9 protein-coding genes are annotated in these 11,127 nt (G+C 73.4%); 7 read left to right on the forward strand and 2 right to left on the reverse strand.

Features of this window, described 5'->3' with window-relative positions; translation table 11 throughout:
* Nucleotides 1-89 precede the first annotated feature (89 nt).
* The 4 genes from ACFV18_RS11685 (at nt 90) to ACFV18_RS11700 (ending at nt 3,944) form a co-directional block, all read left to right on the forward strand.
* Nucleotides 90-953, forward strand: coding sequence for a hypothetical protein (locus tag ACFV18_RS11685; protein WP_380481902.1), 864 nt, complete (start codon nt 90-92; stop codon nt 951-953).
* Nucleotides 954-1,148: 195 nt separating this feature from the next.
* Entirely contained in the window at nt 1,149-1,916 is a 768-nt protein-coding gene (locus ACFV18_RS11690) for a hypothetical protein (RefSeq protein ID WP_380481904.1), read from the forward strand.
* 95 nt (nt 1,917-2,011) lie between these two features.
* A complete protein-coding gene (locus tag ACFV18_RS11695; RefSeq protein ID WP_380481906.1) occupies nt 2,012-2,818 on the forward strand; it encodes an iron-sulfur protein in 807 nt (268 codons plus the stop codon).
* Nucleotides 2,819-2,954: 136 nt separating this feature from the next.
* Nucleotides 2,955-3,944: a DUF2637 domain-containing protein gene (locus tag ACFV18_RS11700; RefSeq protein WP_380481908.1), complete on the forward strand. Its 990-nt coding sequence runs from the start codon at nt 2,955-2,957 to the stop codon at nt 3,942-3,944.
* A gap of 90 nt (nt 3,945-4,034) precedes the next feature.
* On the opposite strand, the gene ACFV18_RS11705 is transcribed toward ACFV18_RS11700, so the two are convergent.
* Nucleotides 4,035-6,227: a SpoIIE family protein phosphatase gene (locus ACFV18_RS11705; protein ID WP_380481910.1), complete on the reverse strand. Its 2,193-nt coding sequence runs from the start codon at nt 6,225-6,227 to the stop codon at nt 4,035-4,037.
* 251 nt (nt 6,228-6,478) lie between these two features.
* Complete coding sequence (locus tag ACFV18_RS11710) at nt 6,479-7,018, reverse strand: ATP-binding protein (RefSeq protein WP_380481912.1); 540 nt, start codon at nt 7,016-7,018, stop codon at nt 6,479-6,481.
* A 448-nt stretch (nt 7,019-7,466) separates the two neighbouring features.
* On the opposite strand from ACFV18_RS11710, the gene ureA reads away from it, so the two are divergent.
* The 3 genes from ureA to ACFV18_RS11725 are packed head-to-tail and all read left to right on the forward strand — an operon-like array spanning nt 7,467 to nt 11,006.
* Nucleotides 7,467-8,177, forward strand: a complete 711-nt coding sequence (ureA, locus tag ACFV18_RS11715) for an urease subunit gamma (protein WP_380481914.1) — start codon at nt 7,467-7,469, stop codon at nt 8,175-8,177.
* A 31-nt stretch (nt 8,178-8,208) separates the two neighbouring features.
* Complete coding sequence (locus tag ACFV18_RS11720; protein ID WP_380481916.1) at nt 8,209-9,930, forward strand: urease subunit alpha; 1,722 nt, start codon at nt 8,209-8,211, stop codon at nt 9,928-9,930.
* 32 nt (nt 9,931-9,962) lie between these two features.
* On the forward strand, nt 9,963-11,006 hold the full coding sequence (locus ACFV18_RS11725; protein WP_380481918.1) for an agmatine/peptidylarginine deiminase: 1,044 nt from the start codon (nt 9,963-9,965) through the stop codon (nt 11,004-11,006).
* The last annotated feature ends 121 nt before the right edge of the window (nt 11,007-11,127 follow it).

Genomic DNA, 11,127 nt, shown 5'->3' on the forward strand with positions numbered 1-11,127 from the left:
CCCCGCGCCTTTCCCCCGTCTCAACTGCGGTGCAGGAATCCCTCATTCCGCGCCGGGCCGGGGCCCGATCGGCGAGGATGGAGAGCGTCTTGCCAGCCCGACCGGAACGGACGGTGATCGTCATGCCGCTGCCCGAGGACGCCGCAGACCCGGCCCGGTTCTCCCCCGGTTCACCGTCGGGGGCCAGCCAACTGCGCTGCCCGGCCTGCCGACGCGAGCACTGCTACGAGCCGCCGAGCCTGCCCTGCCCGTGCGGCGCGCAGCTGCGGGTACCGCTGCTGCGCGGCGGGGTGCCGGTGCAGGTGCGGTTCCGCTCCTGGGAGGACTCCTGGGTGAGCATGCGCTGCCCGCACTGCGGGCGCAGCGACCAGTGGCCGCAGCCGGAGTTCACCTGCGAGTGCGGGGCAACGGTGCGGATGCCGGTGGACCGGGCGCCGAAGCTGCAGAGCGCGGGCCCGCGGACGACCCGTCCGGTCGAGGCGGCCCGCCCGTACACCACGGCGGTGCCGCCGCTCACCCCGCCGGACCCGCTCACGGCCGGTTCGGGCCCGGCCCGGGCGCTGCGTCCGCCGTTCCGCCCGCAGCCGGTGCGCACCCCGCGGGACGCGGTGCTGACGGCGGCCCGCTACTTGCAGTGGCTGGGCTTCGAGGACCTCGAACTGACGCCGGGCCAGGAGCGCGATTCGACCGGCCTGCTGGGCGAGCGGATGGTGGCCCGGGTGGACACCTGGACGGAGCCGGCCGACGTCAAGGCGGTGGAGTGCCTGTGGCTGGAGACGCTGCACAGTGAGCAGGTCGCGGCGGCGATGTTCACCGTCTCCGGCTACTCCCGGCAGGCCACGGTGCGCGGCGAACAGCTGCTGGTGGCCCTCTTCACGCTGGACGCGGCGGGTATCCCGCAGCCTTCGAACGGCGCGGCCGAGGCGCTGATGGAGACCGGCTGGACGTCCTGACGCGCCGTCACTCCACCGTCACCCGGAAGCACGGGTTCCGGATTTCCTCGCGCTCGTGATCTGGTGCACAAGCTCCCGCGCGTGTTGAATTGCCGCCACGACGCGGGCCCTTGGGGATTGGGGAGGGTCCGCCGGTCGCTGCATGGCGCGCACAAGGAGGTGGCGTTGTCGGTGCACGGGACTGCCCCGGGGGGCATGGCGGACGTCGTCTGGCGGCTGCGGTCGCGGGGCTGCTGGCAGGAGGCCGCGGACCTGCTCCGCCCGCAGGCCGGCCGGGACCCGACGGCGGCGCTGCAGCGAGCCGAACTGCTGATCGAGCAGTGCCTGTTCACCGCGGACCACTGGGAGCGCGCGGAGGACGCCCTGCGCCTGGCGGAAGCCTCGGTCGCCGGCAGTGAGCACCGCGCCGCGGCCTCCTGCGCCCGTGGCTATCTGGCGTACGTGGCAAGCGTGTTGAGCCGCCGGGACCGGCTGGACGAGGCGCAGGCCGCACTGGGCCGCACCTCGGCGCTGCTGCCGCCGAAGGCACCGGGCCGGCCGCTGCTGGACTTCCGCCGCGGGCTGGTCGCGGAGAACCTGCTGCACGACCCGGCGGCGGCGCACAGTGCGTACACCCGGGCGCACGAGGGCGCCCAGGAGCGCGGGGACGACCTGCTGCGCTCCTCGACCTGGTGCCACCTGGCGGGTCTGGCGGCGGCGGCAGGCGATCCGGAGCAGGCCCGGGAGGGCTTCGGGGCGGCGCTCGAACTGCGCGAGCGGCTCGGGTACACGGTGGGAGTGGCGCCGGCGCTGGCCTCCCTGGCGGAGGTGTCGGAACCGGCCGAGGCGGAACGACTGCGCGCCGAGGCGTCCCGACTGGTCCAGGCACTGGGCGGAGTGCCGGTGTGGCTGGCGCGCCGGCTGAGCCGGGACCCGGCACCGGACGGCAGCACTGTGCACGAGCCGAAGCACGGCATCAGCTAAGGTGAGCCTTACCTGTCCGGGGCGAGCAGTGGCCCGGACAGGTCCACCGCGCCGTGCCCGGGCCCCGCTCCCGGGGTGCCACCCAGGGAGCCCGCGTGACCGTACGCCAGGTCGAGCAGTTCCCCTCCCCAGCCGTCGCCGACTCCCCGCCCTGCCAAGGGAGTTGGCGACGCCTCACCGAGGTCTTCGCAGACCTGCGGATCCACCCCGCCGCCCCGCGCACCGGCGCCGGCTGGACCACCGCCGCGGCCCTCGCCACCGACCCGGCCGCCCTCGACGCGACGATCGCCTTCGACGAACGCCTCGGTCTCGACCTGTACGGCGCCCCCACCCGCCCGGACGTCACCGCCGGCTTCAGCCTGCACCGCTACGCCTGGCCGGCCGCCCTCGCCTTCACCCTGCCGTGGTTCCTGGAACGCCGGGTCCCGCTGCTCCCGGTCGAACGGCTCTCGATCAACCGCGCCACCGGCGAGCTGACCGCCCGCCCGACCGCCTTCCGCTGCCTGCCGGACGACCCGGCCGCCGAGCACCCCGACGCCCTGGTCGTCCCGGACCGCCCGGCACTCGACGCCGCACTGCGCACCGCGCTCGCCGATCACCTCGCGCCGGTGCTCAACGCCTTCCGCCCCCGCGTGCGACGCGGCCCGCGCACCCTCTGGGCGCTCGTCACCGATGACGTGGTGGACGGCCTCTGGTACCTCTCCACCCTGCTCGACGAGGAGCCCCGGGCAGTCGCCGAACTGACCGCCCTGCTGACCGGCGACGCCACCTCGGCCCCCTTCGTGGGCACCCCGGGCTTCCGGGAGCAGGGCGGACACCGGACCAGGACCAGGGTCAGCTGCTGCCTGTTCTACACGGTCCGACCGGCCGAGCCCTGCTTCAGCTGCCCCCGCAGCAAATAGCCTCGAAAATATTTTGATCCGATTCCGAAATTCCCCCCTATTGGTGTATTGCTCGCGATCCGGTCAGGATTCCCGCATTTCTCCGCCATGATGGTTCCCCCCAATCACGATGCGGAAAGCGAGGCTGGATCAGGTCATGAGACTGTCGGACATACCGCTGGGCTGGGTCGTCGCCGGCGCGGCCGCCCTCGTGGGTGCCGTCGCCCTGCTGGCCTTCGCCCGCAGCCGCTCGGCCGCAGCCACCAACACCGGCAATTCGGACTCCTGGGAACGCGCCGAGGAACGCCGCCGCCGCACCGAATCCCTCTACGGGGGCGCCTCCTACTTACTGCTTTTCTGCTGCGCCGCGGTCGCCGCCGCGCTCTCCTTCCACGGGCTGGTCGGCTTCGGCGTCCAGAACCTCGGCCTCTCCGGCGGCTGGGAGTACCTCGTCCCGTTCGGCCTGGACGGGGCCGCCATGTTCTGCTCCGTCCTCGCCGTCCGGGAGGCCAGCCACGGCGACGCGGCACTCGGCTCCCGTCTGCTGGTGTGGCTGTTCGCCGCGGCCTCCGCCTGGTTCAACTGGGTGCACGCCCCACGCGGCTTCGGCCACGACGGAGCGCCGCAGTTCTTCGCCGGCATGTCGCTCTCGGCCGCGGTGCTGTTCGACCGCGCCCTCAAGCAGACCCGGGTCGCCGCCCTGCGCGAGCAGGGGCTCGTCCCCCGGCCGCTCCCACAGATCCGCGTGGTCCGCTGGCTGCGCGCCCCGCGCGAAACCTACGCCGCGTGGTCGTTGATGCTGCTCGAAGGCGTCCGCACCCTGGACGAGGCCGTCGAGGAGGTCCGCGACGACAAGCGCACCGCGGCGGAGAACCGGGAGCGCCGCAGGATGGCCTCCCGCCGGGAACGCGCCGAGATCCGCGCCATCGGCCGCCAGCCCGGCAGCAGCTGGCGCACCCGCCACACCCGCCAACTCGAACCCGCCCCCACCCCCGCGACCCCCACCCCGACGGAGCCCGCCATAGCCCCCGCCGGCCTCCCCGCCACCCCCGCCCACCGCAGCATCGACCTCACCCCGGACGAGGACACCACGAGACTTGCTTCGCTCGAACAGAAGCTCAAGGACCTGGAGCAGCAGTTCGGCTGAGGGGAACGAAGGGAGCCCCGACGACAGGGTTCCGCCGCTTCCGGTCCCCGCCCTGCCCTGAGCCCGTCCCCTTGAACACCCAGCTCGAACTTAAACACTCACCTCGAACCACATCCGCTTGCCGGAACCCCTGGGCTCCACACCCCACGTGTCCGCGAGCCCCTCGACCAGCATCAGCCCACGCCCGGAGGACGCCTGTTCCCCGGGCGTGCGGCGCGTCGGCCAGAGATCGCTCTCGTCCTCGACCTCGACCCGCAGCCGTGCCCGCCCGTCCTCCTGGTACAGCCGCGCGGTGAACATCGCGTCCCGGTCCGTGTGCCGAATCGCGTTCGTCACCAGCTCCGACGACAACAGCTCGGCGGTGTCGATGAGTTCGGGCACCCCCCAGCGCCGCAGCGCGTCCCGCAGCTCCGCCCGGAGCTCCGAGATCCGCGCCAGGTCCGCCTGCCCGATCCTGCGCCGCAACTGCTGCGCGGCCCGCCCGCCCGCAGGGCCGTCCCAGCGCAGCAGCAACAGCGCGATGTCGTCCTCGCGTTCGCTGGTGTCCGCGGCCTGCGAGGCGATCCGGTCGGCGAGTTCCTCCAGTGGTTCGCGGGGGGATTCGCCGATCGGGGGGAGGTGTTCGGAGACGGTCTCGCAGAGGCGGGCGAAGCCGGTGTCGAGGTCCATGTCCCGGGCTTCGACCAGGCCGTCGGTGAACAGCAGCACGGTCTCGCCGGGGTCGAGGCTGAACCGGGTGACCCGGTACTCCTCGTCGGGGGCGACGCCGAGCGGCAGGCCGCCCGCCACCGGAACGGGATGCACGGTGCCGTCGGCGCGGCGGACCACGGGGTCGAGGTGCCCGGCCCGGACGGCGTAGACCACGCCGTAGTCGACGTTGACCTCGGCGTAGGTGCAGGTGGCGAAGTGGTCGGTGTCGAGGTCGGCGAGGAAGCGCGACGCCCGGGCCATCACGGCCGCCGGCGGGTGCCCTTCGGCGGCGTAGGCGCGCAGCGCGATGCGCAGTTGGCCCATGATGCCGGCGGCGTGCACGTCGTGGCCCTGGACGTCGCCGATGACCAGGCCGACGTGACCGCCGGGCAGCGGGACGACGTCGTACCAGTCGCCGCCGATCTGCAGGCCGGAGCCGGCCGCGAGGTAGCGGACGGCGGTGGTGACGCCGGGGACGGCGGGGACGGTGCGGGGCAGCATGACCCGTTGCAGGCCGGCGGCGAGTTCGTGTTCGGCGTCGTGCAGCCGGGCCCGGGCGAGGGACTGGGCGACCAGTCCGCCGAGGGTGGAGAGCAGGGTGCGCTCGTCGGGGTCGAGTTCGCGGTCGTCGTCGAAGGAGACCACGCAGACGCCGGTGGGGCGGCCGCTGGCGACCAGCGGGAGGAAGGCCCAGGAGGAGCGTCCGGTGTTCTCGGCCCAGTCCCAGGCGTCGGGGTAGCGCTCGCGGTACTCCTCGCGGCTGGAGACGAAGATCGGAGCGCGCTGCCGGATCGCTTCTGCGGCGGGGTGGGTGGGCGCGAGCGGGATGCGGTCGAACTGGTCGCCGAGGGCGTTGCGGTAGCCGCTGGAGCCGAGCAGCGCGATCCGGCCGCCTTCGAGCGAGGCGAGGGCGAGTCCGTCGGGGCCGAGGCCGGGCAGCGGCAGCTCGGTGAAGACCCGGGCGACGTCGCGGACGGTGACGGCGTCGGAGAGGGCGCGGGCGGCTTCCTTGATGAACCGGGAGCGCTCCTCGCGCAGGACGGCGAGTTCGTCGGCGCGTTCGCGTTTGTGGAGTTCGACGGTGGCGTCCCAGACGAAACCGACCATCCGGGAGGGGCGGCCGAAGGCGTCGGCGAGGACCCGGCCGCGGAAGCGCACGGCGTGCATTTCGCCGTCGGGGAAGACGGTGCGGTAATAGGCGCCGCACTGGCCGAGTTCGGCGACGGCGCGTTCGACCCGGCGGCGCACCACGGGGGCGTCCTCGGGGTGCAGCAGGGCCAGGAAGGAGTCGGAGGTCCGGTCGAAGGACTGGCCGGCCAGGCCCAGGATGGTGCAGGCGCGCCGGTCACCGACCAGGGTGTCGCGCCGGATGTCCCAGTCGAAGGAGCCGATGCCGTTGGCGGCCATGGCCGGTTCGAGCCACTCGGGGGTGGAGTCCCCGGTGCGGGTGGGCAGGCCGCGGGCGGTGGACGGCACGGCGCGGCCGGCGGCGGTGCGCAGCGGGTTCGCGGGGGTGCTGTTCCGGGTGGCCTGGGTGGCCTGGGCGGGCGGGGTGCGGCGGGCGGGCCCAGGCGCCTCGGGCTCGGTGGCCATACTTCTCCTGCCGGTGCCTTGCCTGGCGGCCGCTGGTGGTATCCGTGTCCCCTGCTGGGCCGGCCGGACCGCGATGGTTGCGTGTGCCTACTGGCACACATTCTCACTACCCTCTCGTATGTTCGGCAAGGCGGCAATGCCAGTGGCCCGGACGGTACTGATCGCACACAATCCGCCCAAGGACCCTCACCCGAACGGCCCACCCGAGTGGCCGGTGCGGAATTCTCCCCACCGGTTCGGGGCGGGCCCGCTCAGAGCACGGACAGCTCGAACCAGGTGACTTTTCCGTCCCCGCGCAGCTGCACTCCCCAGTCGTCGGCGAGCGCCTCCACCAGCAGCAGCCCGCGCCCGGAGGTGGCGTCCTCGTTCGGGTGACGGCGGCCGGGGAGCCGGCCGGTGCGGTCGTGCACCTCGACCCGCAGGCGCTGCTCGGCGGTCAGCTGGGCGTCGAACTCGGCGCCCTTGCCGGTGTGCACCAGCGCGTTGGTGACCAGTTCGGACGCCAACAGTTCGGCGGTGTCGGCGAGTTCGGAGACGCCCCAGTGGTCGAGGGCGGCCCTCAGCCGGCGCCGGACGGTGCCGACGGCGGGCAGGTCCGCGGCCTCCAGGGAGGCGTGCAGCCGGCGATGCAGGGCGCACTCCGACTGGTGCACCGGGGCCGGACTCTGCGGCTGCGACTGCGCCCCCGGCTTCGACTGCGCCGGTGACTGGATGTGTGCGGTCCCCTGCCGGTCGGCCTGCTCCCGGCGCGAGGCCGAGCGCTGCCGCGGGAATCTTGCCTGACCGTCCATCAACTTCTTCAGCCCCCGCCCTCGTTCCGGACGGCCGCTCCGGTCCCCCACCGGTCCGGCGGCCACTTCTGGTCATCCTCATGCCCACTCGGCGGCGTTTGCAACAGTGATCCGCCCCTACGCCCGTGGTGAACGGTGCGCAAGGGCGTGCGCGGGCACGCGGGTGAGCCGGGGGCGCTCGCCCGGGCCGGGGCCCCGGGGTGCTGACGCAGGTCCACCGGCGGAGTGTCGGCTCGCCCCCGGTGCGATCTTCACACGCTCCGATCACCGGATCCGCCCCCGCCGACCATTCCCCCACACCCCTCCCGTGCGCCTGCGGGGCGTCCCGGGCCCGTGGCCGGACGCTGGACATCACGGGCAGCCGCAGGTTCAATGGGGCCCGAACACGTTTGAACGTCGTTCTAAACTCTTCGACCACCCTCCGTCCACCCTCGACGAGCGAGGCACCGTGCGACTGACTCCCACCGAACGGGACCGGCTGCTGATCTTCACCGCGGCCGAGTTGGCCCGCGCCCGACGGGCGCGCGGCGTGCGATTGAACGTGCCGGAGGCGACGGCGCTGATCGCCGACACCGTCTGCGAGGCGGCCCGGGACGGCCGGCGCCTGGCCGAGGCGATCGAGGCCGGCCGCAGCGTGCTGAGCGCCGCGGACGTGCTGCCGGGCGTGCCGGACGTGGTGACGGTGGTCCAGGTGGAGGCGGTGTTCGAGGACGGGACGCGCCTGGCGGTGGTCAACGACCCGTTCCGCGGCGCGGGTTCGCTGGGCGACGGGGCCCCGGGCGCGGCACTGCCGGGCTCCGGCGCGGGCTACGACCCGGTGGAGGAGTCGCTGCTGCTGCCCGTGCACAACACCGCCTCGGTGCCGATCTCGGTGACCTCGCACTTTCACTTCTTCGAGTCCAACCCCCGCCTGGCCTTCGACCGCTCCGCCGCCTACGGAATGCACCTGGCGGTGCCGGCCGGTTCCTCGGTGCGCTTCGACCCGGGCGTCACCGTCGAGGTCGGGCTGGTGCCGATCGGCGGCGAGCGGGTGGCGATCGGCTTCGCCGGGCTGGTGGACGGGCCGCTGGACGCACCGGGCGCGAAGGACGCAGCGCTGGCCAAGGCCCGGGCGACGGGCTACCTGACCGAGTTCGACGACGCGCAGCCCGAGCAGTGACCGCCACCCGCCGCACCAGGAAGGACCAGGCATGAGTTCCATCACCCCGCACGACTACATCTCGGTGCACGGCCCGCGCGCCGGCGACCGGGTCCGGCTCGGCGACTCGGGGCTCATCGTCCGGGTCGAGTCGGACTCGCAGGCCCCGGGCGACGAGTTCCTCGCCGGGTTCGGCAAGACCGCCCGGGACGGGCTGCACCTGAAGCCGGCCGCGGTCCGCGAGACCTGCGACGTGGTGATCTCCAACGTGCTGGTGATCGACGCGGTGCAGGGCATCCGGAAAACCTCGATCGGCATCCGGGGCGGCCGGATCTCGGCGATCGGCCGGGCCGGCAACCCGGACACCCTGGACGGCGTCGAGGTGGTGGTCGGCACCGGCACCACGATCGTCTCCGGCGAGGGCCTGATCGCCACCGCGGGCGCCATCGACACCCACGTCCACCTGCTGTCGCCGCGGATCATGGAGGCCTCGCTGGCCTCCGGCGTGACCACCATCATCGGCCAGGAGTTCGGCCCGGTCTGGGGCGTCGGCGTCAACTCGCCGTGGGCGCTGCGGCACGCGTTCAACGCCTTCGACGCCTGGCCGGTCAACATCGGCTTCCTGGGCCGCGGTTCGTCCTCCGACCCGGCCCCGCTGGTGGAGGCGCTCGCCGAGGGCGGCGCGTCCGGCTTCAAGGTGCACGAGGACATGGGCGCGCACACCCGGGCGCTGGACACCGCGCTGCGGGTCGCGGAGGAGTACGACGTCCAAGTGGCGCTGCACACCGACGGGTTGAACGAGTGCCTGTCGGTGGAGGACACCCTCGCGGTGCTGGAGGGCCGCACCATCCACGCCTTCCACATCGAGGGCTGCGGCGGCGGCCACGTGCCGAACGTGCTGAAGATGGCCGGCGTGCCGAACGTGATCGGCTCCTCCACCAACCCGACCCTGCCGTTCGGCCGGGACGCGCTGGGCGAGCACTACGACATGATCGTCTCCGCCCACGACCTCAAGCCCGACCTGCCGGGCGACGCCGCGATGGCCCGCGACCGGATCCGGGCCGGCACGATGGGCGCCGAGGACGTGCTGCACGACCTCGGGGTCATCGGCATCACCTCCTCCGACGCCCAGGGCATGGGCCGGGCCGGCGAGACCGTGCGCCGCACCTTCGCGATGGCCGGCAAGATGAAGGCCGAACTCGGCCCGCTGGACGGCACCGGCTCCTACGGCACCGCCGAGGGCGGCGACGACAACGAGCGGGTGCTGCGCTACATCGCCAAGCTGACCATCAACCCGGCCATCGCGCACGGGCTTTCGCACGAGGTCGGCTCCATCGAGGTGGACAAGCTGGCCGACATCGTGCTCTGGCGGCCGGACCACTTCGGCGCCAAGCCGCAGCTGGTACTGAAGGCCGGCTTCCCCGCGTACGGCGTGGTCGGCGACCCGAACGCCTCCACCGACCGGTGCGAACCCCTGGTGCTGGGCCCGCAGTTCGGCGCGCACGGCGCCACCGCCGCGGACCTCTCGGTGGCGTTCGTCGCCCAAGTCGCCGCCGACTCCGCCTACTTGGACGTCGCGGGCGACCAACTGCCCACCCGCAGGCGGCGGGTGGGAGTGCACGGCACCCGGGGCATCGGCCCGAGTTCGATGCTGCGCAACGGCCGGCTCGGACAGGTCGACGTCTCGGCGACCGGCCTGGTCTCGCTGGACGGCGAGCCGCTGCGCTCCGCGCCCGCCGACTCGGTCTCCCTCAGCCGCCTGTACTTCCTGTGAACTCCCTTCACCTCCCGAGGACTTGATCCCTGATGACTTCCCCCACCCCCGCCTCGCTCGGCTTCCGGATGCCCGCCGAATGGCACCCGCACGAGCGCACCTGGATGGCGTTCCCGACCCCGAACCCGACCTTCGACGGAGCGGAGCAGCTGGACGCGGCCCGCCGCGCCTGGGCCGAGGTCGCCAACACGATCGTCCGCCACGAGCCGGTCACCCTGGTCGTCAACACCGGCGAGACCGAGCAGGCCCGGCCCTACCTCTCCCCCGAGGTGGAGATCGTCGAGCGCCCGCTGGACGATGCCTGGATGCGCGACATCGGCCCGTCCTTCCTGATCGACGACGATGGCCGACTGGCCGCCGCCGACTGGGTGTTCAACGGCTGGGGCGCCCAGTCCTGGGCCCGCTGGGACAACGACCAGCACATCGCGGAGCACGTCACCGAGCTGGCCGGCGTGCGGCGCTTCGCCTCCCGGCTGATCAACGAGGGCGGCGGCATCCACGTGGACGGCGAGGGCACCGTCCTGGTCACCGACACCGTGCAGCTCGGCGAGGGCCGCAACGCCGACTGGACCCGCGAGCAGGTCGAGGCCGAACTGCACGCGCACCTCGGCACCACCAAGGCGATCTGGCTGCCGCGCGGACTGACCCGCGACTACGACGAGTTCGGCACCCGCGGCCACATCGACATCGTCGCCTCCTTCGTCCGCCCCGGCACCGTCGTCGTCCACTCCCAGCCCGACCCGGCCCACCCCGACCACGCGGTCTGCCAGGAGCTCGCCGAGATCCTGCGCTCCGCCACCGACGCCCGGGGGCGCTCCCTGGAGGTCATCGAACTCCCGGCCCCCACCGTCCTGTTCGACGAGGACGGCGAGCCCGTCGACTACTCCTACATCAACCACTACGTGGCCAACGGCGCCGTCGTGCTGTGCGCCTTCGACGACCCGCGCGACGAGCAGGCCAAGGCCATCCTGGAGAAGGCGTACCCGGGCCGCACCGTCGAACTGGTCGACGCCCGCGAGATCTTCGCCAACGGCGGCGGCATCCACTGCATCACCCAGCAGCAGCCGAAGGCCTGACCGGCCTGACCCGCGCGCAACGGCCGCGGGCCGGAACCTCCGAGGAGGTCCCGGCCCCCCCCCCGGCGGCCTGGACCCCCGCGCGGGCGGTCGGCGCGCCCCGGGCGGGGGGGGGGCACCC

The organism is Kitasatospora sp. NPDC059673 (assembly GCF_042734215.1).
Lineage (GTDB): Bacteria > Actinomycetota > Actinomycetes > Streptomycetales > Streptomycetaceae > Kitasatospora.

What these genes read in the sequence shown, in the direction of transcription:
- ACFV18_RS11705 (WP_380481910.1), bottom strand. Translation starts at nt 6,227, where the DNA reads ATGGCCACCGAGCCCGAGGCGCCTGGGCCCGCCCGCCGCACCCCGCCC.
- ACFV18_RS11710 (WP_380481912.1), bottom strand. Translation starts at nt 7,018, where the DNA reads ATGGACGGTCAGGCAAGATTCCCGCGGCAGCGCTCGGCCTCGCGCCGG.
- ACFV18_RS11720 (WP_380481916.1), top strand. Translation starts at nt 8,209, where the DNA reads ATGAGTTCCATCACCCCGCACGACTACATCTCGGTGCACGGCCCGCGC.
- ACFV18_RS11725 (WP_380481918.1), top strand. Translation starts at nt 9,963, where the DNA reads ATGACTTCCCCCACCCCCGCCTCGCTCGGCTTCCGGATGCCCGCCGAA.
- ACFV18_RS11700 (WP_380481908.1), top strand. Translation starts at nt 2,955, where the DNA reads ATGAGACTGTCGGACATACCGCTGGGCTGGGTCGTCGCCGGCGCGGCC.
- ACFV18_RS11690 (WP_380481904.1), top strand. Translation starts at nt 1,149, where the DNA reads ATGGCGGACGTCGTCTGGCGGCTGCGGTCGCGGGGCTGCTGGCAGGAG.